Source organism: Salinisphaera hydrothermalis C41B8 (genome assembly GCF_000732535.1).
Lineage (GTDB): Bacteria > Pseudomonadota > Gammaproteobacteria > Nevskiales > Salinisphaeraceae > Salinisphaera > Salinisphaera hydrothermalis.
Window position 1 is genome coordinate 94,082 of the sequence record NZ_APNK01000005.1, and the last position, 21,630, is coordinate 115,711.

Below are 21,630 nucleotides of genomic sequence, written 5' to 3' on the forward strand. Positions count from 1 at the left end.
TACGATCTATCCGTAAGGCCGCGCCGGCTTGAACAGATCCGCATCATCGTCCTCGTCCTGCTCATCGGCGAATCCGATCTCGTTGCGGCGCCGCAGCCACGCCCAGGCCATCGAGCACGTCTCGGCGATGCCCACGTGCTCGGTCTCCGGAAACTCGGCGACACGACCGATCACGTCGTGGGACCAGTTGCGATCGATGTACCAGGCGCGGGCCTGCTGCGGCACGATACTGGCGTAGTGCATCCGGGCCACACTGTCCTCACGGGTATCGACGCCGCGTACCGGCAGCTTCGCCTGACGCAGCTCGCGGATCAGCGACTCGGTATGGCGCGAGCGCGGCACGAACAACCAGTCCGGGTCGTACTGGGTCACCGCGGCCTTGGCCGATTCGCGCAGTTCCGGGAACGTCGCCTCGTCCGACCAGCGCTCGAGCAGGATGCAGTGATACGACACGTCATTCGGATCATCGGAGCGCACGAACTCGCGCAGCCGGTCGTCCCAGCGCTCGCCGTGTCGGAAAATGCCCCAGGTCGTGCGGGCCGATGCATGATGCGCCTCGCCATCGCCGAGTGCCGGATACAGGAACTGCAGGATCGCCTCGCACCGCGGCGGCTCTTCGCGCGGCCACTGCCGCCACCACTCGCTGCGCACCAGAATCCCCTGCTGACTCGACCCCATGTTCCTGATCATCGGTGATGCCCCGTATCGGACCGCGTCCCAGACGTGGTCGTGGCCGTCCTTCAAGATCGGCAGCACGTCATCCGTCTGCTTGTCGATCTTGTAGCTCCAGAATCGCGCCTCCTGTGCTGCGTGCTTGCAGCGGCTGTGGATCACGATCTCTTCGTGGCCACGCAGCCAGGCGATGCCGTCCTCGACACTGCCGTGCCACTTCGGCGCGCCCTCGACGCGATAATCGCGCTTGCGCATGTAGCTGATCGTCTCGGGCCGCGCGCTATCGGCGCGGACCAGATAATCGCCGGCGCCGGGCACTTCATCGAACAGCGCGGGCGTGTCGTCCAGGTCGCAGCCGATCTCCCATGCCTCGTACTCGATCATCAATCGTGTCCGGTCGGGCTTCGAGCCAGGCGCGATCCAGAATCGCACCAGCGCCGTCGGGTCCTGCGCGAAACCCCAGTCGGCACCGTAATACGGACCGTCCCACGCCTCTTCGCCGGCGGTGACCGGCTCAAACGAATCGACGCGCCATTTCTTGTTCAGTACCTGCGCGTCGTTGTGCTGCCGGCACTCGCCGTCCCAGATGTGCGCCGCGGCCTCCGGGTCGGTCGCCCAGTCGTGATCGCGCTCGCGGGCCAGCTCGACCGGGAAGTGCGGGTTATCGCGCCAGCTGGTCTTGCGCACGATCGCATCGCGCGGCGGATGCACCACCAGACGCTGGTAGGTCGGGTCGGTCTCCTGGTCTGGGTTGAACGTGACCCAGATCTCGCTGCCTTCTTTTCGGATGGTCGGCACGAGCACGCGCCACGAGTTTTCCGAGACGCGCTCGGCCTCCTCGATCCACACGATGTCGATGCCTTCCATCGACTTGATGTTCGAGATGTTGTGCCGCAAGCCGGCGAACAGAAACGACGTGCCGCCCGGGCCGTCGATCGACTTGTCGGTGACGCGATAGAACGCCTGGAGGCCGAGCCGATCGATCTGATCGCGCAGCAGGCGATGCACCGAGTCAGCGATCGACTTCTGGTGCTCGCGGGCACACAACACACGCAGGCCCGGCCGCTCGATGCCGAGGATCAGCAGTGCCTGGGCGAACGACCACGACCGGCCGGCGCCGCGGCCGCCGTAGGCGCACTTGTAGCGCGCGCGTCGCTCGAGGAGAAAGTCATAGATCTCGGGCAGGTCGAGATCGATAACGATTGGCGGCGCCCCGGTCATTCGTCCCGGTGTTCAGGCCGGATATACCGGACGCGCACCTCGGTCTCGGTCGGAATGGCCGAACCGTTCGGCCCCGACAGCTCACGCTTGTTCGTGTAGCTGCCGCCGCACTCCTTCGCAACCTGTTCGAGCAGCTGACTGGCCAGCTGGTAGTTGCGCATCTGCTCGGCCTTGTCGGCCATCCGCTGCAGCCGCTTCAACCGGACCGCCTTGTTGGCTACCGGAATCGCCGACGTGTCCTCGAGGAAGGTCTCGCGGGTGACCTTGAACAGATCCTTCCACTTCTGCGCTAGCTGGTGGCCGCGCGAGCTGTTTGGGTCGTACGAATGCGCCTGGCCGCGCGTGATCTCGATGCCGAATTCTTCTCGTACGGAGTTGGCAACGTCCGTGGGCGTCTCGTAGCACGCAAGCTGCGTGACGATGTGCTGTTTCACGTTGTCCTTGAGCGTCGGCATAACTGCTTATGGTCTGTGTCGGGTCTGGCTGGAAGGCGCATACAGAACCGCACTTGGTCGCGGAATATTGGATGCGAGAATCGGTGGGCAATTACTCCGCGGCGCAGCCACGAAGGTTCGCTCTATCCGATCTCTTTGCGCAGACCAGTTTCGATGCGCTGCGGCGGGTGTCGGCCCAATGGCTACACACATCACAGGATGAGTGTTCCGGCAACGCCACCACGTAACGGGCTTGCCCAGAATTACTTGCTGCCAACGATCCAGATGAGGCTTTGCGTCACCCATCATCGGAAACTTCGATCGCTTGCTCATCACGCCACCTTCAGACAGTTGCCACACGCCCGGGCTACCGAGGCCCGGCCAACAGTCGGCTCGCTACTCGCCGCGGCCACGAACTCGGCCGTCGCCTGATCGGGCGGGCCGTACCGACGCACCACGCTCGTGAACTCCTCCACGTCATGCCCGCGGATCGTGAACTTCGGCATCCCCTCCTGCGTGAACTTCGGCGCCCCGTTCTCATCCTCGGCCTGGGCGCAGTGCAGTAGCTCGTGCTCGACCAGCGCGCAGAACTCCAGATCGGAACACTGGGCGCAGTAGTGGGCATCCAGCGTGATCAGAAACGCCGGCATCTCATCGAACCACTCGAGCAGCTGCTGGTTGATGCGCTCCTTGAGCCACTTGCCGCCCGGCACCGACGGCGGGCAGGTCTCAGCCTGGCCGAGCACGACGCGGCCCTTCTTGCGATTCAAGGCGCCCGCCCACAGAAAGCCGATCGAGGCGAACTCGAGGTGGACGTGCTCTTCGTTGAACAGCGGGCCGCCCTCCACGATGAACGTCGCCCTCGCCCACTCGGCGAGCATCGGATCCGGAGCGAAAGAGATGTTGGCATCGAACGCCGGTGCATCCGGGTCGATCAACCGGGCCGGCGGCATGGGGCGTTGCAGATCATCCACGTTCGGCCCCCGCTGCCAGTGCGTCGGCAATCGCCGCACGTGTACGGCTGAACACGATATCGCCACACCGGCCGGGCCGGCTCTCGTCCCACAGGCTGGCGATGAACAGGTCGTCCGATAGATCGATGCTCACCGAGAACTTCTCGCCGGCACGCTGGCAGGTGATGTCGTAGAGCACGCCGCCGTTGTCACAGGACCGCGCTCTCGATCGTTCGAACTCGGCGCCTTCGACGACGGCCGCCGTCTTGGCAATCGTGTCGAGCATCCCGTGGATATCGGCCAGGTTCTCGTCGTAGTCGACACCCATGTCGGCCAGCGGGTCAGCCAAATACTCGCGACTCATGTCAGCTCCAGTCCGCGGCCGCGATCTCGTCATAGCCGATCTCGACGCCGCACGAGATGCACAGCAGACCGTCGACCTTCGCGCGGAAAGCGTCGCAACCGCACTTGCACACCCAGATCGGCACGCCGTCCGCGGGCGTGCACGTCGCCTTCATGACGCCCGCGTGGCATCCACATCCCGGGCATTCCAGCTCGGCGACATGCCCGACCGGCGTCACCGCCACCCACTCATGCCGGCACCGCATGCACAGCGCCTCGCCCGAAACGTGCGGGCTGCGCTCGGTGCGCACCTCATCGAGACTCACCACCTTGTCATTCATGGTCGGGCGCCTCTGTCTGGCCGGATGTCGCCCAGGCCTGCCATTCCTCGATGCGGTCGACCGGCGTATCGATCGCCTGCCAGAACTGCTTGAGGCCCGCCCGGGTCACGCCCAGCACGGCCTTCGGGTCATCGGGGGCCACGAATATCTGGCTGGGCGGCCCATCCGGGTACAGCGGCGCCATCAGGAAATCCGGCGGCGTCGGCCGGACGTATACCGGCTCCTTCACCGTCACGGTTTCGACCCGCGTCTTCGGCTCGGGCGCCGACGCGCATGCGGCGAGCAATACGCAGGCGGTGCCGGCCGCTATCAGGGCGCGACGACTCATTGCCCCACCTCGCTGAGTCGATCGCGCACCGCCGCGTTGACCTGATCCGGCTGGATATCGTCGGGGATCTTGCGCGAATGGTCGGCGTGCTCGGCATGCAGCTCGGCCGCGGTCGCATCGGCCTGATTTGACAGCGCGGCTTGCTCGCTGGCCATGCGATCCACGGCCGCCGATTGCTCGGCCAGCTTGTGCTTGAGCGCATCGCGGTTGTTCACCACCGCCTGCTTGTCGGCACGGCAGTTCGCGAGGTTCTTCTCGGCTGTGGCCACGGCGGCATCGAGCGACTTGCCATGCACGTACTGCACGGCGTTGATTCCGCCCGAGGCGATCAACAGGCTGGCCAGGCCGCCGGCGATGAATTGCCACACCTTCGATGTGATCGACGACAATCCGAGCATCGCTATCCTCCGCCCCATCGCATCGCGCGCCACCAGCGCCAGATGCGCCGGACGTATTCTCTGGTCTGCCGAGCATTGGCCCGACCGGTCACCCCGGGCAGTGCCCGGATGATCGGGCAGTAGTCGAGCGCGCCACCCGCGCGCCGCTGCGCCCGCAAAAGACTGCCGAGGCCAGCGTTGTACGATGCGAGCGCCAGCGAATGGCGGTCGTGCTCCGGGCGCGGCGACGACCACGAGGCGCGAAGCGTCTGGTCGTACCAAGCGCCGGCCGGGATGGCATACCGCGGCATCCACCGGGTGGCCCCGGCCGGTAGCCCCATGCGTTTCGCGACATCCGCCCAGCTAGCCGGCATGAACTGCGCGATGCCGCCGGCGCCTACACCGGATGCCGCTCGCGGATCGAGGTTCGACTCCTGCCAGTACTGGGCTTTCAGGATCTGCCAGCCCCAGGCCTGGGCGGCAACCGGCATATACCGCTCAGCCGCCCGCCTTATCTGGGCGTCGTATGTGTCAGGAAAGGCATACGGCTGCGAGATAGGCAACAGCCAGAAAACGCAGACCGAAATACACAGCACTCGCCGTCGCATTGGCTTCCATCCGGTTGTAGATCGCACGCCAGTCGAATTCGCCCACGACGTCGAGCAGCCGCAGGACCGCGAACACCGCGACGATCGCGATGCCAAATCGCATCAGGGACACGAACACGCTCACCGTCGACATCTGGGTCAGGCTCGCGCTATCCATCGACGGCAGCATCCACACGATCAGAACGGCCAGGATGGCGACCAGAAGCGCCGCGACTTCGAGCCACCGCTTTTTCAGAAAATCCCGCATGAACAACTCCGTGCATAAAAAAGGGCGACCGTCGGGCCGCCCTGATCGCGCTGTTGCCGGGAGGAGAAACCAGCAAACCCGCTAGAGATTTAATTGTCCGTCGCGGTGCCGCGTGGCTCTACCGAATCTGAGAGTCGCCAGCTCTAGCCCGTCGTGGCGGGGCGATTTACGGGCCGTACCGAGACAGCTACGCTTGCCCCTTCCAGCATTGAGGGAGGAGAAATGGACGATTACCTGCGCCAGCTGTTCAATATCCAGAAATTTCAGGTACTTTCGCACTTCGTAGACGAGACGAAAGAACGCGGCATCGCACCGGCCTACGCGTTTGCGTGGGAAGCAGAGATCTACCCCATCTATCACGAATCAACGCCGTGGCATAAGGGATACGACGGATGCTTCAGGCAAACCAAAGAGGACACCGAGAACCTGTTCATGCGGCTCGCCGAAGCTCGGGACCAAAAGGAATCGCTGACCTTCTATGACCTTGAGGGTGAACTCAGAATTCACGGCGATTCCCGCGAAGATGGGCCCTGGGATCGGCTCAGTCTAATTTCCACATGCCGATATTTTTGCCTATCCGGGACGCTGAATCCGAAAGTTTGGACGACCCTGACCAGCAGCGCACCGGGCGAGGCATCTATGATTCATGAGAAATTCACGGCTTCAGACGTCTTTTTCGTCTGACCGCATCATCGGCCTTCTACGGGCGACGATCGACCGGGTGGGCATTCTGGCCGATGCGCACCCGATCACGACAAAACGAAACGACCGCCCGGCACGCTTCGCAAGTCACCGGCGGGGGCCCGTCGGTCATCCGGCACCCCGGCCCGGCCTGCACACCGCACAGTGTTTCATCAGGCCGGGCCGGATGCTGCACATGAATCTGTGGTTCGCTCACTTACCTTGCTCCAAGCAGGCAGCGATCGTGATCACTACGCCGTACTGCCGTGGCCGCCCGCGACGCTGGGCATAGCGCCACTCCACACGTGAGTCGCGGTCATCAATACCCAGCCGGTCGGCGACACCATCGCGGATGGACTTCATCGCGCCCTGCAGGTTGTCGCCGTCGAGCGTGCCCGGAGATACACGCGTCAACGTCACCACGCACGGCAGGTCATGGCGGCGCGTCGCCATATAAGCGGCTCGACGTTCTGCTTTCGCCTGGCGGTGCCGGGCCGCCCAGTGCTTGCGGTCGTTCAGTTTGCTGGTCGTGCGTAGCGGTAGGCGGTATTCCGTCATGACCCCTGTTCCTTGAGCATCGATTTAGCCCGCTCGCCAACGGCCCGGGCAGTCAGCGGCCCGTACTCGGATTTAATCTCTGCCATGCGTGGCGCGCGGCGTTCGCCGTTGCCCAGTGCGACAACTTCCCGGGCCAGCCGATCGATCTCCGGTGGCAGGGTCATGGGCACGGATACCCAGCCTTGGTGCTCGGCGATGTTCATCTCTCGCCCCGGCGCTTGGCTCGAACGATCGCCAGCGGCGTCGGAGTGCCGGCCTTGCACTTTTCGCTGCAGAATTTCGCTACCGTGTCGTTCTCGTGATCGAACTCATTGCCGTACCACGACCAGTTCGGTCCCCACGCGCTTTCTTTGCCGCATCGGTCGCAACGATGAATACGGCGTGGCCCGTAGTTACTCATGCCGGCAGCCCAGGCAACCGCACCTCGCCATAGTTAGGCCAGGCACTGTCGTCCGGTACGCCGCGCGCCAGTCGCTCGGCGAGTTGCGTTGTGGTCAGCACGTCGGACAGCAGCCCGCGCGTATCGCCGCGCCGGTCGTGCTTTTCGACGCTCACCAGCAGGCACGCCACGACCTCGCGCGCTTCTTCGCCGGTTAGTCCGTTGGCGATGGGATGGTTCACAATATCCCCCTGATTGCGTCAGACAATTCATGAGCAAAAGGCGAAAACCAAATCGCCAACCCCAGCGCGAACGCACCGATCACCACGCTTTCGGACCAGCCTTGATAGGCCATTGGGAATCCAGAAATGGCGATCGCAAGCCCCGAGTTGAAAACCGATTCATCGTCGGGCGTATCGATATCGATCCAGGCTGGAAGTGCGACTTGGGCGCACGCCTTATCCAGAGCGTCACGAGTCACGCCATGCAGATAGACGCTCATGCCGCCCACCTCGATTCCAGCGCCCGAAGCGTCAACGCCAGCAGGTCGAGTTCCTCGATCTTCGCGATACGCAGCAACGAGCGGCTTCCGTGGATACGTTTCTTCATTTCCTGGCCTCGTCGATAATGTCGAGCGCACCCGATATATCGCCAGCTTCCGCCGCCGAAACGAAAGCCTCTAAATCGAAACTATCTGGGATCGGATCTGATTTTCTACCGAAAGCGCCATTCCGAGAAATAAACTTCTCAGAAGAGATGGTCCCCTTGCGAAGATTGCAAGTGGGACATAGCCATTGAAGATTTTCGATATTATTTGTGCCGCCGCGAGATACGGGAACGACGTGATCTAAGTGTCGCGACGTAAGATGATGTCCACAATAAGTACAACGCCAGTCTTGATGGCAGCACAAAGCTTCCAGCTCAACCTGGCTCGGAAATTTTCCCAAAGCGCGCTTCTCCGCTGCACGCTTTCTATTCCATGCCAGCTTTCTATCTAGCTTTTCACGCTTTGTTAGAAAGACTTTGTTTTTATTAGGTCGATTCTTCGACCTCCATTTTTCATTTGTTTTGCTGGCGCAAGAATCGCAATATGCCTGCAACGTGTTTTTACTAGAGTTTTTTGCACTTTTATTAACGCTGAAGAATTCAAACGATTTCCATTCATTACACTTTGCGCATTTTTTCAGTTGCGCCGAGTCATCGTATATTTTTCTTCGATTTGAAGCGTCCCTACAAACTAAAGAACAGCATTTCTCGCCACGCAAAATTCTTGATTGCGGTAGATAGAATTCTTCTCCGCATTCCGCGCATATGACATCGGATCCTGATCGTGGCCTTCCTCGTTTCATTTTAGTCCCAGAACTCCAGACTGAATGAGCCGATCGTGCGTGATAGTGATCGCGCGGAAATGTAATTCTCGGCGCTCTGCTTTATCTAAATGCTTTCCATTATCAATTTCGTAGTGACATTCTGGACAAAGCGCTGCCGTGTTCCACGGATTGGATTTTTGCCCACCCCCTCTCAACATATTGCTGTGCGATACCTGCACTCCATACCGATTACACAAAACGCAGAATTCTAGAGACGCAACGGCTGAAAACCACTCGCGTTCGGCTTTGGTGGGTGGGCGCTTGCTCATGCGGCGGCGCCTTCCTCGTTCTCGATCGCATCGAACAGCGACGGCATCGATACCTGGCGCGCCGCCGACTCGACGTAGGCGCAGCCATCCAGGAAATACGGGTGCGACAGTTCACACGCCATGCCGCGGCGGCCGGCCAGCACCGCGCGGTATGGGACGGTCATCAGGCCGCCGAACGGGTCATAGACCGTCTCGCCCGGCTGGCTCCACTGCTGAATCGCCCGGTCCGCGAGATCGAACTGCATCGGGCATAGATGCATCTCGCGACCCTTCGCCGACTGCGCCGAGTTAAGCGTCAACATCCGCGTGATGTCGGTCCACACGTCCGGGTGCCACGACTGCGGCTGCAGTAGCATGAACGTCACCGGCAGCTTGCCCTGCGCCTCGAGCGCTTCGCCGACCGCAACGTGATATTCGTAGTCGTAGACGTTCGACAGACTGTAATCACGGAACAGGCGGAACAGCTGCTTGTGCGTCAGATCCCGCATTTCCTCGGGCGTCATCAGTCGGTCGCCGCTGCTACGCGCGTACCCGTGGGCGTCGATCTGCCAGCGGCTACGCGAATATGCGGACTTGTCCTTCACCACCGGCTCGTCGGCATAACTGTTGCTGGTGTCGGTCGGAGGTTTTCGGAACAGCAACAGGTATTCGGGCATGCCGAATCCCATCTTGCTACCGTCCTTGCACTGTTCCGTCCAGCCGAGCCGGTAGGTCTGGTTGTTCTCGCGTACCACGTCGGTCGCGATGGTTTTCATGCCCATATAGCCGAAGCCGTGGCCCGTGAAGTTGGCGATGCAGTCGACGTGGAATGGGTAGACAGTCTGAAACCCCAGGCCGGTCATGCCGCTCGGCACGATGCGGTCTTTCACGTGGATCGCCGCGACCCGGCCTGGCTTGAGCACACGTAGCAGCTCGGGCACCAGATAATCCATCTGCTCCCAAAAATGCCGGTTGTTGTCGGTGTGCCCGAAGTCCGAGTAGTTCGGGCTGTACTCGTACTGCGTCGAGAACGGGATCGAGGTCAGAATCAGGTCGACGCTGTCGTCGTCCATCGATCGCGTTTCGGGCACGCAGTCGTTATTGATAAGCCGATAGTTTTCGCCGGTCACTTCGACGCGCTCGACGCCCATGGCGCGGGTCAGGTGTTGCGCCATCGCCGCGTGCGACAAGCCGTATTTGCGGATGATCTCGGTCATGCGGGCCACCATGTGGTTGTGTTGGTTCCACTTGCGCTCGACCTGGTGCCGAACCTCGCGCTCGGCCTCCGTATAGATCAGGTCGACGCGCACGCGGTTGGTTTGCAGGAAGCGGTGCAGGCGGTGGATGGCCTGGATGAAGTCGCGGAACTTGAAACCGATGCCGAGGAAGATCGCCCAGCTGCAATGTCGCTGGAAATTGCAGCCACCACCGAGCATCGACGGCTTGCCCGCCAGCTCGCGGATCTCGCCATCGGAGAATCCGACGATCGCCTGCTCGCGGGTGTCCATGTCCTGCGATCCGTAGACGCTCACGACATCCGGTACCGCACGCTCGATCGCGTGCCGCTCCGCCTCGAGGTCGTGCCACAGGATGCGATGGGCGGCCGGGTCCTCGGCCCGCAGCTCGACCATTTTCTGCACGCGATCATCCAGGCTGCGACGCTTTTCCTGCGCAGCCGCCTGCACGCCCGCCGCGGCATCCCGGAACATGAGCATCTGCCCGTCCCGTTCGGTTCCGGCGTCGGAATGGTCCGTCGGAATCTCGTGCCAGCGCACGTCCAGATCGGGCAGTTCGTAGCCTTCGTCGCTGAATCCGAGATCCGAAGGCTTCTGAACGAACAGCCCCCACGACGCAACCCACAGCCAGAACTCTTCTTCCTTGTGCGGATGGATAGTCAGCTGGTCAGCCTTCTCGCTGTTGCGCTTGAAGAACCGGGTCTTGGCCGCCGACACATCCATGACGCCTAGGAATGCCGAATAGGCCAGCAGCTCGATGTAATCGTTCGGCGACGGCGTGGCCGTGGCCACGAGTCGGTACCGGATCGCATCGGAGCGCGTGCGTTCGTTGAGCGTCTTGCGGTCGCCGGCGAACAGGGCCATGAACTCGCGGAACGTCTTCGTGCCGCCGAAGCCGCGCAGGCAATCCGCTTCATCGAGGCTCGCCGCGTCGAACAACTGCGGATCCAGGCGGCCATCGCGCACGGATTCGTAGTTCGTCAAATAGATGCCCGGACCGTCGATCTCATCGTTGCGGCGGATGAAGCGAACCGATGGGCGGCGATCGGGTCGGTCGGCATTCCATCGTGCCAACTCGTCGCGCTGCGCATCGGTCACGAACGGATGCTCGCCGGTGCAGAGCGTGTTCGCATCGCGCTTGAACTCTTGCCGGACGCCGAGCGGCGCGACGATCAGGCCGTACCCTTCGCCGTTGATTTCACCGGCTGCCGCCGCGGCCGCGAGCGTCAGGCGCACCCATTCGATTTCCTGAATCGTCTTGCCGAGACCGAACGCCTCAAAGAGCGCGCGACAGCCACCGGCGCACGCCCATTGCACAGCGGCGCGCTGGTGCGGCTTGAGCAGCGGATTGATATCGGCGTCGTCAATCTGGAATCCAACGCTCTTGGCGATCTCTACTTTCGAGCGCAGGAAGTCGTTGTAATCAATGCTCATGCCCGGCCTCGCTTCCATAGCGCCACAACGAACAGCGGCACGAGCAGCAACAGCAGCCACTGGCTTGGCTCCGGCGTCTCGGTCACCGGCCGTTTGTCGTGCCACTGGATGGTCGGCTGAGCGATCGGACGCGATACCCGCGTGTCGTAGTGCTCGAACACCGGCAACGGCGCGTCGATGATCGATCGCGTGACCCATTCAGGAATACTGGGCGCGGCGTACTGCGTGATATCGGCGCCCGGCGTATGCACGTGCTGGATCAGGCCGAGCGGGCCGGACTCCTGCAATGCGGATAGCGTCGGCGCGTCGTCGTATGGCGTCCACGCGGGCCAGTAATCGACAACCTGCCGCCCGTGGCCACAGTTGACTTGCTGGACGGCATGGCCGGCAGTGTTGATCGCTACGCAGTCGCCGTTGTTTACGATGTGTGGGGCGCGCGGCATGAGCCAGATTGCGGCCAGGATCAGGACGGCCAGGATGGCGAATCCAAGGATTCCTAGAACTTTCATGCCGCCACCTCGTATTCATCAAACACGTTGGCCGCACGCTCGCTCCACTCAACGCCGTGATCGGCGCCGAAGGCCTGGATGATGTCGAGCAAGTCGATGAACTCGCGCTTCCGCAGATTGCGGCTTGATCCTCCGAGCACGACGAAGCCGCCGTTGATGCCCGGCACCGCGTCCTGTCCTTTCAGAGCAGCCACGAAGATCTGTTTCCAGTCCTCTTTTTTCAGGTACCGGCCGTGCCACTCGACCTGCTCGGCGATATCACTGCAGCAAGCCCAGAGCTTTGCGTTCTGATCAAGCGTGCGCTTGTCCTCATGCGGCCGGACGACGATCTCCCATACCCTCTCGCCGCCGGTCACGATCCGGTCGACGACCTGATGGGCATAGCGACGTTGGGGCTCGCCGGTGATGCGGATGGTTCGGGTGTCGGTGCTCACGATTCGCCCCTGTCCGGCCGGTATTTGTTTTGATGCACGCGGCGCTTCCGCGTCCGGCGCTCGCCCGGCCGCTTACCGGTGGCCATATCCACCACGCGGCGGTTCTGCTTACTCATGCCTGCTCCGTCAGTCGAACACCGGCGTGGTAGAGATCGTCCTCGAGCGCGCCGGCGGTAATGCGGCAGTCGTAGATGCCGACAAAGCAATCGCCGTACTGGTCCCGATAATCGGAATAGCGAGACGAATTGATGTTGATCTTCGTGACACCGCGCTCGGGAATCGCGAACAGAGCGCAAGGCTTCGTGAGCCCGCCCTTCCGGATCCGACGGACCAGGTCGCCAAATTCGTTCACCGGCAACTCGGTCACCTTCGTTTGAGACTTACGTGCTGCCATGACTCTCCTCCTGGGCCAGATCGAAACGTTCGGTAGCCAGGCGCCGGCGCATCTCGGCCGCGAGTTCGCGCTGGCGTTCTGCCGGCGGGGCCGGCGGCTGTTTCTGCGGAAGCGCTTTGTGCAGCTTCGGGAACTCGAAACCCTCACGGGCCTTGATCAATGCCGCGTCATATTCGCGGGCAAACCGCCGACGTGCCTCAGTCGCATTCATCTGATCGAATGCGTGCTGGCATCGCCCGCGCGCCCACGCGACGGCCGGATGCGAATATTCCCGTTTAGTCGCCTCGGCATAGGCCTCATCGAGCGGCGGCATGCCGAAATCGGCATATCCGGGCAGACACAGTTCGCGAAACTCGGCGGCACCCGGCGGCCACCAGTTGTGGGCACGCAGGTACCGCGGCAACCGATCGATGCCGCGTTGCAGGTCATCGAAACCCAGCCCCGAAAGTCGCTCGGCCCAGACCGCAGAGACCGCGCGGCGCGAACGTTGATCGGGCATGGTCGAGGTGAACTTGTGGCCGCACTCCGCCCCGAGACGCGTGAACAGGTCACCGATAGTCTGTTGCGACTGTGGCTCCGCACGACGATTAGTCGCGGCCGAAGTCGGCGTAGAATCCAGCAACACCCGGCTGGTCACGCTCTGAATCGGTTCCGGCATCGGATCCTCCCTGGCCTTTGGGCGGCCGTGAGAAATTCGCGACACGAGCGCTCTTCAGCGCCTGCTGCGCCGTCTCAAGCTCGGTCGCCATCTGGTTGACGAAATTGCGGTAATAGGCGGGCTGGCCTGGACGGCCGCCGTTTTTCGCGTGGGCGGCTGCGATTGCGTCGTCAACCAGCCACGTCGGCAGTTGCCGCTGCACCCAGTCGCGAAATAGGCCCATCGAGGCAACGCTCATGACCTCGCTCATGGCATAGCCGTAGTGGTGCATGAGGTGATTACCCCACTCGGCAACCGTGGCTGGGACGTGCGTCGCTTGCTCGTTCGACGCGTCCGCGCGCGTTGGTTCGGTACGGTACGGTGGGTATAACGGGTCGGGTGAACCCCCGTTCGGGGTTTCCGACCTCTGTGTTCGGGGTTTTTCGACAAACCCCGAACCTTGTTCGGGGTTATTTCCACGAACGCTGTTCGGGGTTTGATCTTCTAAACCATGAACAGGATTCGCCCTTTCCCTGACTGCCAAATCCAGCTCGGCAATCGGGCAACGGTATCGATTGGTGACATGGCGACCGCCGCCACCGACCCTGACGCGCTCGAACCAGAAGACGCCATCGATCTCTCTCGACTCGATACGGCGGAGGATCTTCTGGATGCCGCGCTCACTCATGCAACATCGACGGGCCAGACGTGCCACGCCTGGAAATATATTGTCCCCATCTGCGTTTGCCTCGTCCGCAAGCGCAAGCGCCACCAGTTTCTCGGCGCCGCCATATGGGTAGTTATCGAGGATGAATCCAGTCACCTTGGCGCTCATGTCGTATTGCTACTTGCCACCGTGTTCCGCCGGCCCGGACTTAATGCGCTCAACAACCGCCGCGCACTTCTCGGGATTGCCATCGGCCAGAATCGATAGCTCGCGCCAGTGGTGATCCGCCTTTTCGCGATGCTGTTGGTACTGCGCTTGCAGCTCCATTGCAGCCGACTGCTCAGCAAGCGCACGCTGCTTGTGGTACGCAATCGCGTCACGTAGCTCCGCGGCGCTGGGGATCATGACGGGCTCCAGACCCGATTCAGGGGCCGGCTGTATCGCGTGTGCGTCTCGCTGTTCTGCAACGACGACGTGCCGATTTCGGCCATGACGACCAGCGACTGGTAGTGCGCCTCGGGCACTTCACGAATCCCCGTGGCTTTAGGCACGACGCGGTAACCCATCAGGTCGAGGAACGCCGCAAGCTTCGATAGGCGGATCCCGTATTGATCGCTGAATACGCGGCTCACTGCGGTGCGGTCACCGCCGATGGCTGCCGCGATATCGAGGTCGTCGATGTCGCGACGCTTCTGGTGCAACGCCTGTGTCAGGCGATCAGGCTCATGTGCCGTCATGTCTTTCTCCTCGAACAACGGGCTCTAGCAGTCGCAAAAACTCACGACAGGAATTGCGTGCGCTTGCGGGCTCGGCTGACGACCATGGGTTTCATCAAGCCGACGACACCGGACGCGTATCCATGAACCGCAGCTCACGCCGACACCCCTTCGATGGGCTCGACCTCGCGAGTGCGCAGGACGTCTTTTGTCCAGCGACGCGACCGATCCGGATTGGCGTTGGCCATGTCGCAGATGGTTGCCGCGTAGTTGGTCTCGCCGGTCCATTCCGTGCGCGGCAGACCAACGCGCGTCCACTTGAAGACCGTCGGCTGGTGAAGATTGAGCGCCCTGGCGACCGCCGTTTGACCACCCGCCTCTCTCACGGCCTGCGTAACGATGGGGTTGTGCGTATTCATGACATCTCACGTATTGGCTACCCTCGATAATAACCGATAGTGATCGTCTTGCAATCCCCCAAAGTAATTTCTGCGACGCACACAATGGGGTCCGACCCCGGAAAACCTTCGAGACGGCGCGTGGCAGATCCCCAATTCGCTCAACGCTTTCGTCAGGCTTGCAACGAGCAAGGCATCAAGACGACGCAAAAAGCGCTGGCCGCTTACTTCGGCGTGAGCGAGATCACTGCGCGCAATTGGTGGCACGGCGAAAAACTGCCGGGCATGAATAACGCCCGGAAGGCCGCCGAAAAACTCGACGTCAACGTCGAATGGCTACTCTCCGGACGTGGTCCGCGTTACGCTTCGTTGCCTGATACAACGAACGTGCGAGGGGACAATGTTCGACCAGTGCAGGCGCCGTTTCAGAGTGCGCCTATCGTGAGTTGGGCCAACGCAGGGAACTGGGCCGAAGTCGTCGACTCATACGAGCCCGGCGACGCGGAGCACTGGTACCCAATCCCGCCGAACGTGAAGTGCAGTGCCTCGTCGTTCTGGACCGAAGTCCAGGGGCGCAGCATGATCAACACGACTGGCGGGCGGAGTTACCCGCCCGGCTCGTACATTCTGGTGGATCCGGAACTTCGCGATGCTGTGGTCGGGAACCTGGTATTGGCGCGTCTGGATGACACGCACGAGGTCACGTTCAAACGTCTGAACGTCGAGAACGGCCGCTACTACCTTGAGCCGCTGAACACCCAGTATTCGATCATCGAAATTGACACCCCCGCTCAGATTATCGGCACCGTCCTGATCGCGATCGTGGCGGCCTGAGCTATTTGCCCCTCAGGTGCCCGACGAGCTTGGCACCGGCAATAGCCAGTGCATCAGTCGGATGCTGTCGGCAGTAATTTGTGACCCAGTGGACCATGCCGCTGGAATCCGTCTGCCTCATATCGCGAACAAAAAAGCTCAAGCCCGATACGTAACCAAGAAGCCATTGGCCTTCCTGATACTTAGCTGAGGTATTCGGGTGGTCGCCTGCCCAGTTGTCGGTCCATTCCCCACATGAGTCCGAGCCAATTCCATAAACTACGTAATTCGCGGATTGCGGCGAGTCTGAAAACGCCGGCTGAGCGACGATAGCTAGCGCGATAGCCGCGCCCCAAAGAGCTTTGTTAACCATCTAAATCCCCCCGTGCAAGAGCCTAAAACTCTGCCGCAGACGAGTTGTACCCGCAATAAATTACTATCGGTTATTGACTTAGAGAATCACTAATGGTTATTGTTGATCTCGACAGCACAACGCAGCCAGCAGGGACGAGAGACGAGCCGTTGCCCCTGGCGCACACCGAGACTCAAGTGGCGTTGCTGATCGAAGCCAAAGGCCAAGAGCCACCGGCGACGTTCAGGGCTGTGAGGAGGCGGGATTGATCCCGTTAACACGCGAACCAGAGCGACACATGAACCATCAAGTCGAAACATTACTCCGTGCTACAGCGTGGCTGGTCGTGCCCGCTCTGGGTATCGCGATTGATTACTGGATCGTTCAGGGCCTGGTGGCCCTGATCGGATGAGGGGAGACATGACGGCACTGGAACAACAAGTCGCGGCCGATCCACAGCGAGCCGCTGTGGCGCTGCACAACCTGCACTCGGCGATCGAAGGGCTGCTATCGGCAGCCGACGCGATCGAAGCCAAAGAAGCACAGGCCGCGGCGACGGCGTTCGCCACGCTGCATATCACGCTGTCGGAACAGCGATTCCCGGCTTTGAACCATGACCCCAAGCAATCGGCGAATGATCGTCGACCGGAGGTGATCCTGTGAGCGTCGTCGTATCCAAACCAAAACTGACGCCGTCCGAAGCGCAAAACCCGGGGCCCGCTCTGTGGATGCAGGATCGTGCGCCCAGTCTCGCAACGTGCGCCGAGACCGGCCGTCCGTGCGGCCAATGCCCGCGCCGCGCTATTGATCGATCGCCTGCCGACGGATACCAGCACTGCATGCGCGTGACGATGCAATGCGAGAACTGCAAAAGCAGATATCCGTTGATCGATCGCATGACGCCTGACGAATTGCGAGAGCACGCCCCGGACTGCTCGGACGAGATTTATCGCGCGTCGATTGCGGCTCATCAGGTCGTGCCCGACACGAGCTATACGGCCGATCTGATCCGCGCCGCCGCCGACAGCACCTACATGCGATCGCTGTGCCGACGACTAATCGACGAGCGCTGGACGTCGACGCCAGAGAAGCGCAGCGAGGTTGCGGCTGCGATCGCCGGCGAATTGATTCGGGCAGCTACCACGGTGGTTCGTGAACAGGGGTTGGCACGATGAAACACCCCTACGACAGCGACTACTGGTCCGCCAATCGCCGCCGGCGCGAGACACGAGACGCCATTGGCGCGGCCATTCTGCTTGCCGTGTTTCTGGTCGCGGTCGTGTTCTGGGTCGGTGCGCATGACCCGCGCGAGCAGGTGCATCGCGCGCCATCGCCGTGCCAGCAGGTCAATGCGACGCAAGGCTTCTGCCCGCAGTAATTCACCAGTTTGGCCGGTCCGCAGGCGAGTTAATCCCCCTTGGCTCGCCGATTCCCCCAAGCGCAGCGGGCCGGCCTTTTTTTGAGGAGATAGATCATGACGAACGGCGCAAGCAATCAAGGTCGGAGCGGCGGCCAGAAAAAGCTGATCGAGCGCATCGGCGATAAGTACGGCGTCGACGCCAACAAGATGCTGTCGACGCTGACCGCCACAGCCTTTCGACAGAAGAACGATCAGCCGATCACCAACGAACAGATGATGGCGCTGCTGGTCGTGGCCGATCAGTACAACCTGAACCCGTTTACAAAAGAGATCTACGCGTTCCCCGATAAGAACGCCGGCATCGTGCCGATCGTGGGCGTCGACGGCTGGTCGCGAATCATCAACGAGCACGACTCGTTCGATGGCATGGATTTCGAGGCCAGCGACGAGTTCATCGAACTCGATAAGCACCACAAGAAATGCCCCGAATACATCACCTGCCGCATGTACCGGAAGGACCGCAGCCGCCCCGTCGAAATCACTGAATATCTCGACGAGGTATACCGCCCGCCGTTCATGAAAAACGGTAACCCGATGATCGGGCCGTGGCAGTCGCACACGAAACGGTTCTTGCGCCACAAGGCAATGATCCAGTGCGCTCGATTGGCGTTCGGATTCGTCGGCATCTTTGACCAGGACGAGGCCGAGCGGATCGTGCAAGGCGAAGTGGTCAGCAGCGAGCGCAATGGAGCGGCGCCGCCTGCACGGCAGACCGAGGCGCCTGCCGCCGCCGAGCGCACGCTCAACGACCAACAACAAAACCAGGTGCAGGCCGCGATCGAGGAAAGCGGAGCGGACAAAGCTGGCTTGCTCAAGCAGCTGGGCGTCGCATCAATCGACCAGATTCCCGTCACCCGCTTCTCATTGGTGATGGATCGCATCAACGCACAGACCGAGGACGCGTGACATGGAACAGCAGCTCGAAATACAAACTCAGCCGGCCTGGATATCGCTCAATTTCGAAGAAATGTCGGCGGCGCTGGACGCGCATCTGGCTGATTTCCAGTCGATGGTGGTCACGCCCGACAACATCAAAGACGCGAAGAAGGCTGCAACCGAGCTAAACAAGCTGGCAAATGATATCGACCAGCGCCGTAAAGATGCGGTGCGCGAGGTATCGAAGCCTATTAAAGAGTTCGATAGTCAGGCCAAGACGCTGCACGGAAAATGCAAAGACGTCCGCCAAAGCCTCCTTGATCAAGTCGACATATACGAGTCTCAGGTCCGTGAACAGGCCCGGCAGCTACTTGATGAACGCCGGGCCTCGCTATGGGACGACGCCAACGTCGACGACGAATTCCGCCAGGCCAAGATCGATGATCTGGTCAAGCTGTCGGCGGTCACCGACAAGGGCAATCTCTCGAAGTCGGCCCGCGAAGCCATCGAGGCACGCGTCAAAGACGATCGCGCGCTGCAGGACAAGGTCGAGCGTCGCCTGCTGGAACTTGAGCGCGACTGCTACGCGGCCGGCCTCGACACGCCGCTGGCCCGACAGCACGTCGAGCACTTCCTGTACGCCGACGACGACACCTATCGCGAACAGCTGCAAAAGATGATCGCGACCGAAGTCGAGCGCCAGCAGAAAGCCGAGGCGCGCCGCCGGCAGATGGCCGAACGCGAGGCCGCGGTCGCCGCCGAGACGCAGGCCGAAACCCAGCGCCAGGACGCAGCTGAGGCGAAACAGGCCGATGTACAGGCTGCCGTGGCGCAGGCCGAGCAGGCCGCGCCGGCCGCCGAGGATGCGCCGGACGATTCCCAGCAGTGGCGCGTGACCATCGTGTTCGAGGTGGCCACGCCGCGGGCGAAGAACATCAGCGTCGACCAGCTGAAACAGCACGTCGGCGCCCGCCTGAAAGACGCGGGCATCCCGGCGCCCAGCTACATCGAGGCCCACCAGACGGAAGCCGAGCATGTGGACGCTTGATATCGACGACGACGGCAACGTAGCCGACGCACCGTCGCCCGACGAGACGCCGCTGCGGATCATCGACTGCGAGCAGAACAGCGAACAGTGGAGCCGTGAGCGGATGGGTATTCCCACCGCCAGCGCGTTCGACAAGGTGATTTCCCGAGGCCGGGCCGACCGGCCGAGCGAGACACGCCGCAAGTACATGCTCACCCTTCTCGGCGAGCGGCTGACCGGCGTGCTCGCCGAGAACTTCGACACGCCCGCCACCGATCGTGGGCATCACGACGAAGAGTTTGCGGCCCAGGACTACGCGTTCCGGCAGAACGTAAAGATCGAGACGATTGGCTTCATGCGCCGCGGCAACGTCGGTGTCAGCCCCGATCGGCGGATTGTCGGGGTGAGCGGCTTGGTCGAGATCAAGAGCAAGAAGCCCGATCTGCAGTTGGCCGTGCTGTTCGACGACGCGCTTCCGGCCGAGCACAAGCCGCAGGTGCAGGGCGCGCTGATGGTCAGCGGTTACGACTTCGTGGACTTCGTTTCCTACTGCCGCGACCTGCCCCTGTTCGTGAAGCGGATCTATCGCGATGAGCCCTACATCGACTGGCTGCGCGACCAGGTCGACCAATTTAACCGCGAGCTCGACGCCCTCGAGCTTCACATGCTCGATCGCTACTACGGCGGCGCCCGATGAGTCGCAGACCTTCCAAAGCCTTATACACCCTGCCCCACGGCATTGAAGTCATTGGTGAATACGCACCCAGCGCAACCAATCCTTATTGGCGCGTGCGGATTAGGCCGCACCGGTTTTTCGATTGGAAAGTCGTCCATGGCGGGATGTATGGGCGCCGAAGTCGGGTCATCGCAGCTTCAACTATTGGCCGCGACTTAAAACCAGGAGAGCACGTTCACCACCGAAACGAAGACCGAACTGACGATTCGCCAACAAACCTAGAAATCATCAGCGCCGCTGACCATAACCGGCACCACAAAACCGGAACAACGAAAAGCCTCTCATCAAGGGAAAAGACATCTCGATCACTGAAGCGCGCTTATGTAGAGGGTCGTCGATCGCCAGCAATACGCCGAGGGACTGAGCAAAGACAGTCGAAGCTGACACCAGAAAATGTTCGAGAGATTCGCGGTTCTTCTGAATCTTGCCTTGTGCTTTCTAGGCGCTACGGCGTTAGCAAAACAACCATATTGGACGTAATTAACAATAGAGCATGGAGCCATATAAATGTCTGAACTGGCGATATTTTTCGATTGCGAAACAACCGGCCTGCCGATCTGGGAAGAGCCGTCCGACAGTCCGGAACAGCCGCACATCGTGCAGCTCGCCGCCCTGCTCGTCGAGCTCGACACGTATCGAATCGTTCAGAGCATGAACATGATCGTGCGGCCCAACGGTTGGGATATCCCAGCCGAGGTCTCCGACATTCACGGCATCACCACCGCCTACGCGACTGTAGTCGGCGTGCCCGAGGGTGTCGCACTTCGCGCATTCATGGGTCTCTGGGACGGTCGCTTGCGCGTCGGACATAACCAGAGTTTCGACGCCCGCATCATCAGGATTGCGACGAAGCGCTATCTCCTCGAACCCGAGATCGATGCCTGGAAAACCGGCGAAGCCGAATGCACCGGGCTGATGGCGCGACCGATCATGCAGATGCCGTCCACAGGCCGCTCCCGCTACAAGATGCCGAAGCTATCGGAGGCCTATGAGTACTTCGTTGGCGAGCCCATGCCTGAAGGCGCGGCGCACACGGCGATCGGTGACACCGAAGCGTGTCTTGCCGTGTATCGCGCGATCCGTGAAATGGCGGCGGCGCCGGCCTGATGCGCTGCTCGCACTGTGGGGGCCGCGTCGAATGGCGCGGTCCCCTTACCAACCTCACCCACACCGAATGCGTGAGATGCGGCGCCCTGAATAGCCAGGAGCCGGAGCCCGCCCAA

At 61.6% G+C, this 21,630-nt stretch carries 33 protein-coding genes; 10 read left to right on the forward strand and 23 right to left on the reverse strand.

The annotated features are described in order from the left end of the window. Positions 1 to 6: 6 nt before the first annotated feature. The 9 genes from C41B8_RS19400 to C41B8_RS05520 form a co-directional block, all read right to left on the reverse strand. The gene (locus tag C41B8_RS19400; protein WP_051883129.1) at positions 7 to 1,893 is read right to left on the reverse strand and encodes a PBSX family phage terminase large subunit; all 1,887 of its coding nucleotides are present in this window, start codon (positions 1,891 to 1,893) and stop codon (positions 7 to 9) included. Continuing rightward, positions 1,890 to 2,348: a DUF2280 domain-containing protein gene (locus C41B8_RS05485; RefSeq protein ID WP_037335211.1), complete on the reverse strand. Its 459-nt coding sequence runs from the start codon at positions 2,346 to 2,348 to the stop codon at positions 1,890 to 1,892. Before C41B8_RS05485 ends, C41B8_RS19400 begins: the two co-directional genes overlap by 4 nt. A 311-nt stretch (positions 2,349 to 2,659) precedes the next feature. Further along, complete coding sequence (locus tag C41B8_RS05490) at positions 2,660 to 3,301, reverse strand: putative metallopeptidase (RefSeq protein WP_198025065.1); 642 nt, start codon at positions 3,299 to 3,301, stop codon at positions 2,660 to 2,662. Further along, positions 3,294 to 3,644: a hypothetical protein gene (locus C41B8_RS05495; RefSeq protein WP_037335214.1), complete on the reverse strand. Its 351-nt coding sequence runs from the start codon at positions 3,642 to 3,644 to the stop codon at positions 3,294 to 3,296. Before C41B8_RS05495 ends, C41B8_RS05490 begins: the two co-directional genes overlap by 8 nt. Before the next feature lies 1 nt (position 3,645). After that, the gene (locus tag C41B8_RS05500; RefSeq protein WP_037335216.1) at positions 3,646 to 3,963 is read right to left on the reverse strand and encodes a hypothetical protein; all 318 of its coding nucleotides are present in this window, start codon (positions 3,961 to 3,963) and stop codon (positions 3,646 to 3,648) included. After that, positions 3,956 to 4,291, reverse strand: a complete 336-nt coding sequence (locus tag C41B8_RS05505) for a hypothetical protein (RefSeq protein ID WP_037335218.1) — start codon at positions 4,289 to 4,291, stop codon at positions 3,956 to 3,958. Before C41B8_RS05505 ends, C41B8_RS05500 begins: the two co-directional genes overlap by 8 nt. Beyond that, positions 4,288 to 4,689, reverse strand: a complete 402-nt coding sequence (locus tag C41B8_RS05510; protein ID WP_037335220.1) for a hypothetical protein — start codon at positions 4,687 to 4,689, stop codon at positions 4,288 to 4,290. The genes C41B8_RS05505 and C41B8_RS05510 overlap by 4 nt, the downstream gene beginning before the upstream one ends. Before the next feature lie 2 nt (positions 4,690 to 4,691). After that, positions 4,692 to 5,159, reverse strand: coding sequence for a transglycosylase SLT domain-containing protein (locus C41B8_RS19405; RefSeq protein ID WP_084188535.1), 468 nt, complete (start codon positions 5,157 to 5,159; stop codon positions 4,692 to 4,694). Between the two features lie 40 nt (positions 5,160 to 5,199). Continuing rightward, positions 5,200 to 5,523, reverse strand: coding sequence for a hypothetical protein (locus C41B8_RS05520; RefSeq protein WP_037335224.1), 324 nt, complete (start codon positions 5,521 to 5,523; stop codon positions 5,200 to 5,202). A 222-nt stretch (positions 5,524 to 5,745) separates the two neighbouring features. On the opposite strand from C41B8_RS05520, the gene C41B8_RS05525 reads away from it, so the two are divergent. Then, positions 5,746 to 6,207: a hypothetical protein gene (locus tag C41B8_RS05525; protein ID WP_037335226.1), complete on the forward strand. Its 462-nt coding sequence runs from the start codon at positions 5,746 to 5,748 to the stop codon at positions 6,205 to 6,207. Positions 6,208 to 6,417: 210 nt separating this feature from the next. Here the strand turns inward: C41B8_RS05525 and C41B8_RS05530 are convergent, their stop codons facing one another. The 14 genes from C41B8_RS05530 to C41B8_RS05595 form a co-directional block, all read right to left on the reverse strand. Continuing rightward, on the reverse strand, positions 6,418 to 6,762 hold the full coding sequence (locus tag C41B8_RS05530; RefSeq protein WP_051883130.1) for a hypothetical protein: 345 nt from the start codon (positions 6,760 to 6,762) through the stop codon (positions 6,418 to 6,420). Next, positions 6,759 to 6,965, reverse strand: a complete 207-nt coding sequence (locus C41B8_RS05535) for a hypothetical protein (protein ID WP_037335228.1) — start codon at positions 6,963 to 6,965, stop codon at positions 6,759 to 6,761. Before C41B8_RS05535 ends, C41B8_RS05530 begins: the two co-directional genes overlap by 4 nt. Before the next feature lie 193 nt (positions 6,966 to 7,158). Beyond that, entirely contained in the window at positions 7,159 to 7,383 is a 225-nt protein-coding gene (locus C41B8_RS05540; protein WP_037335230.1) for a hypothetical protein, read from the reverse strand. Further along, positions 7,380 to 7,643: a hypothetical protein gene (locus C41B8_RS05545; RefSeq protein ID WP_037335232.1), complete on the reverse strand. Its 264-nt coding sequence runs from the start codon at positions 7,641 to 7,643 to the stop codon at positions 7,380 to 7,382. The genes C41B8_RS05540 and C41B8_RS05545 overlap by 4 nt, the downstream gene beginning before the upstream one ends. A 103-nt stretch (positions 7,644 to 7,746) precedes the next feature. After that, entirely contained in the window at positions 7,747 to 8,406 is a 660-nt protein-coding gene (locus tag C41B8_RS19990; RefSeq protein ID WP_232226002.1) for an HNH endonuclease, read from the reverse strand. Between the two features lie 370 nt (positions 8,407 to 8,776). Next, entirely contained in the window at positions 8,777 to 11,428 is a 2,652-nt protein-coding gene (locus C41B8_RS05555) for a DNA methyltransferase (protein ID WP_037335236.1), read from the reverse strand. Next, entirely contained in the window at positions 11,425 to 11,937 is a 513-nt protein-coding gene (locus tag C41B8_RS05560) for a hypothetical protein (protein ID WP_037335238.1), read from the reverse strand. The genes C41B8_RS05555 and C41B8_RS05560 overlap by 4 nt, the downstream gene beginning before the upstream one ends. Beyond that, positions 11,934 to 12,371, reverse strand: a complete 438-nt coding sequence (locus tag C41B8_RS05565; RefSeq protein WP_198025066.1) for a recombination protein NinB — start codon at positions 12,369 to 12,371, stop codon at positions 11,934 to 11,936. The genes C41B8_RS05560 and C41B8_RS05565 overlap by 4 nt, the downstream gene beginning before the upstream one ends. A 112-nt stretch (positions 12,372 to 12,483) precedes the next feature. Then, positions 12,484 to 12,765: a hypothetical protein gene (locus C41B8_RS05570; protein ID WP_037335239.1), complete on the reverse strand. Its 282-nt coding sequence runs from the start codon at positions 12,763 to 12,765 to the stop codon at positions 12,484 to 12,486. Beyond that, positions 12,752 to 13,423: a hypothetical protein gene (locus tag C41B8_RS05575; protein ID WP_156962422.1), complete on the reverse strand. Its 672-nt coding sequence runs from the start codon at positions 13,421 to 13,423 to the stop codon at positions 12,752 to 12,754. Before C41B8_RS05575 ends, C41B8_RS05570 begins: the two co-directional genes overlap by 14 nt. Next, complete coding sequence (locus C41B8_RS20390) at positions 13,353 to 14,237, reverse strand: helix-turn-helix domain-containing protein (RefSeq protein WP_156962423.1); 885 nt, start codon at positions 14,235 to 14,237, stop codon at positions 13,353 to 13,355. The genes C41B8_RS05575 and C41B8_RS20390 overlap by 71 nt, the downstream gene beginning before the upstream one ends. 9 nt (positions 14,238 to 14,246) lie before the next feature. Then, positions 14,247 to 14,474, reverse strand: a complete 228-nt coding sequence (locus C41B8_RS20395) for a hypothetical protein (RefSeq protein WP_156962424.1) — start codon at positions 14,472 to 14,474, stop codon at positions 14,247 to 14,249. Continuing rightward, positions 14,471 to 14,806 (reverse strand): hypothetical protein, encoded by a 336-nt coding sequence (locus C41B8_RS05590; protein WP_037335246.1) that lies wholly within the window; start codon positions 14,804 to 14,806, stop codon positions 14,471 to 14,473. Before C41B8_RS05590 ends, C41B8_RS20395 begins: the two co-directional genes overlap by 4 nt. Before the next feature lie 134 nt (positions 14,807 to 14,940). Further along, positions 14,941 to 15,204, reverse strand: coding sequence for a helix-turn-helix domain-containing protein (locus C41B8_RS05595; RefSeq protein WP_037335248.1), 264 nt, complete (start codon positions 15,202 to 15,204; stop codon positions 14,941 to 14,943). A gap of 120 nt (positions 15,205 to 15,324) precedes the next feature. Here C41B8_RS05595 and C41B8_RS19410 point away from each other — a divergent pair, with 120 nt between their 5' ends. The 9 genes from C41B8_RS19410 (at position 15,325) to C41B8_RS05640 (ending at position 21,514) form a co-directional block, all read left to right on the forward strand. After that, positions 15,325 to 16,017, forward strand: a complete 693-nt coding sequence (locus tag C41B8_RS19410; protein ID WP_051883131.1) for a LexA family protein — start codon at positions 15,325 to 15,327, stop codon at positions 16,015 to 16,017. A 751-nt stretch (positions 16,018 to 16,768) separates the two neighbouring features. Then, a complete protein-coding gene (locus C41B8_RS05605; RefSeq protein ID WP_037335249.1) occupies positions 16,769 to 17,011 on the forward strand; it encodes a hypothetical protein in 243 nt (80 codons plus the stop codon). Continuing rightward, positions 17,008 to 17,523 (forward strand): hypothetical protein, encoded by a 516-nt coding sequence (locus C41B8_RS05610; protein WP_156962427.1) that lies wholly within the window; start codon positions 17,008 to 17,010, stop codon positions 17,521 to 17,523. The genes C41B8_RS05605 and C41B8_RS05610 overlap by 4 nt, the downstream gene beginning before the upstream one ends. Continuing rightward, positions 17,520 to 17,726 (forward strand): hypothetical protein, encoded by a 207-nt coding sequence (locus C41B8_RS05615; protein ID WP_037335253.1) that lies wholly within the window; start codon positions 17,520 to 17,522, stop codon positions 17,724 to 17,726. The genes C41B8_RS05610 and C41B8_RS05615 overlap by 4 nt, the downstream gene beginning before the upstream one ends. 96 nt (positions 17,727 to 17,822) lie before the next feature. Next, on the forward strand, positions 17,823 to 18,674 hold the full coding sequence (bet, locus tag C41B8_RS05620) for a phage recombination protein Bet (protein WP_051883132.1): 852 nt from the start codon (positions 17,823 to 17,825) through the stop codon (positions 18,672 to 18,674). Position 18,675: 1 nt separating this feature from the next. Beyond that, a complete protein-coding gene (locus C41B8_RS05625; protein WP_037335255.1) occupies positions 18,676 to 19,692 on the forward strand; it encodes a DUF1351 domain-containing protein in 1,017 nt (338 codons plus the stop codon). Further along, on the forward strand, positions 19,679 to 20,368 hold the full coding sequence (locus C41B8_RS05630; protein ID WP_051883133.1) for a lambda exonuclease family protein: 690 nt from the start codon (positions 19,679 to 19,681) through the stop codon (positions 20,366 to 20,368). Before C41B8_RS05625 ends, C41B8_RS05630 begins: the two co-directional genes overlap by 14 nt. A 143-nt stretch (positions 20,369 to 20,511) precedes the next feature. After that, positions 20,512 to 20,922, forward strand: coding sequence for an HNH endonuclease (locus C41B8_RS21110; RefSeq protein ID WP_037335257.1), 411 nt, complete (start codon positions 20,512 to 20,514; stop codon positions 20,920 to 20,922). After that, positions 20,915 to 21,514 (forward strand): 3'-5' exonuclease, encoded by a 600-nt coding sequence (locus C41B8_RS05640; RefSeq protein ID WP_037335260.1) that lies wholly within the window; start codon positions 20,915 to 20,917, stop codon positions 21,512 to 21,514. Before C41B8_RS21110 ends, C41B8_RS05640 begins: the two co-directional genes overlap by 8 nt. Positions 21,515 to 21,630: the final 116 nt, after the last annotated feature.

Bases quoted from the DNA above. Each gene is read 5' to 3' on its own strand.
- bet (WP_051883132.1), top strand. From the start codon at position 17,823: ATGACGAACGGCGCAAGCAATCAAGGTCGGAGCGGCGGCCAGAAAAAG.
- C41B8_RS05520 (WP_037335224.1), bottom strand. From the start codon at position 5,523: ATGCGGGATTTTCTGAAAAAGCGGTGGCTCGAAGTCGCGGCGCTTCTG.
- C41B8_RS05640 (WP_037335260.1), top strand. From the start codon at position 20,915: ATGTCTGAACTGGCGATATTTTTCGATTGCGAAACAACCGGCCTGCCG.
- C41B8_RS05590 (WP_037335246.1), bottom strand. From the start codon at position 14,806: ATGACGGCACATGAGCCTGATCGCCTGACACAGGCGTTGCACCAGAAG.
- C41B8_RS05485 (WP_037335211.1), bottom strand. From the start codon at position 2,348: ATGCCGACGCTCAAGGACAACGTGAAACAGCACATCGTCACGCAGCTT.
- C41B8_RS05605 (WP_037335249.1), top strand. From the start codon at position 16,769: ATGACGGCACTGGAACAACAAGTCGCGGCCGATCCACAGCGAGCCGCT.
- C41B8_RS05500 (WP_037335216.1), bottom strand. From the start codon at position 3,963: ATGAATGACAAGGTGGTGAGTCTCGATGAGGTGCGCACCGAGCGCAGC.
- C41B8_RS05575 (WP_156962422.1), bottom strand. From the start codon at position 13,423: ATGCCGGAACCGATTCAGAGCGTGACCAGCCGGGTGTTGCTGGATTCT.
- C41B8_RS05625 (WP_037335255.1), top strand. From the start codon at position 18,676: ATGGAACAGCAGCTCGAAATACAAACTCAGCCGGCCTGGATATCGCTC.
- C41B8_RS05545 (WP_037335232.1), bottom strand. From the start codon at position 7,643: ATGAGCGTCTATCTGCATGGCGTGACTCGTGACGCTCTGGATAAGGCG.
- C41B8_RS19400 (WP_051883129.1), bottom strand. From the start codon at position 1,893: ATGACCGGGGCGCCGCCAATCGTTATCGATCTCGACCTGCCCGAGATC.
- C41B8_RS05535 (WP_037335228.1), bottom strand. From the start codon at position 6,965: ATGAACATCGCCGAGCACCAAGGCTGGGTATCCGTGCCCATGACCCTG.
- C41B8_RS05510 (WP_037335220.1), bottom strand. From the start codon at position 4,689: ATGCTCGGATTGTCGTCGATCACATCGAAGGTGTGGCAATTCATCGCC.
- C41B8_RS05615 (WP_037335253.1), top strand. From the start codon at position 17,520: ATGAAACACCCCTACGACAGCGACTACTGGTCCGCCAATCGCCGCCGG.
- C41B8_RS20390 (WP_156962423.1), bottom strand. From the start codon at position 14,237: ATGAGCGCCAAGGTGACTGGATTCATCCTCGATAACTACCCATATGGC.
- C41B8_RS05555 (WP_037335236.1), bottom strand. From the start codon at position 11,428: ATGAGCATTGATTACAACGACTTCCTGCGCTCGAAAGTAGAGATCGCC.
- C41B8_RS05595 (WP_037335248.1), bottom strand. From the start codon at position 15,204: ATGAATACGCACAACCCCATCGTTACGCAGGCCGTGAGAGAGGCGGGT.
- C41B8_RS05525 (WP_037335226.1), top strand. From the start codon at position 5,746: ATGGACGATTACCTGCGCCAGCTGTTCAATATCCAGAAATTTCAGGTA.
- C41B8_RS21110 (WP_037335257.1), top strand. From the start codon at position 20,512: ATGTATGGGCGCCGAAGTCGGGTCATCGCAGCTTCAACTATTGGCCGC.
- C41B8_RS05505 (WP_037335218.1), bottom strand. From the start codon at position 4,291: ATGAGTCGTCGCGCCCTGATAGCGGCCGGCACCGCCTGCGTATTGCTC.
- C41B8_RS05530 (WP_051883130.1), bottom strand. From the start codon at position 6,762: ATGACGGAATACCGCCTACCGCTACGCACGACCAGCAAACTGAACGAC.
- C41B8_RS05495 (WP_037335214.1), bottom strand. From the start codon at position 3,644: ATGAGTCGCGAGTATTTGGCTGACCCGCTGGCCGACATGGGTGTCGAC.
- C41B8_RS05560 (WP_037335238.1), bottom strand. From the start codon at position 11,937: ATGAAAGTTCTAGGAATCCTTGGATTCGCCATCCTGGCCGTCCTGATC.
- C41B8_RS19405 (WP_084188535.1), bottom strand. From the start codon at position 5,159: ATGCCGGTTGCCGCCCAGGCCTGGGGCTGGCAGATCCTGAAAGCCCAG.
- C41B8_RS20395 (WP_156962424.1), bottom strand. From the start codon at position 14,474: ATGATCCCCAGCGCCGCGGAGCTACGTGACGCGATTGCGTACCACAAG.
- C41B8_RS05630 (WP_051883133.1), top strand. From the start codon at position 19,679: ATGTGGACGCTTGATATCGACGACGACGGCAACGTAGCCGACGCACCG.
- C41B8_RS05570 (WP_037335239.1), bottom strand. From the start codon at position 12,765: ATGGCAGCACGTAAGTCTCAAACGAAGGTGACCGAGTTGCCGGTGAAC.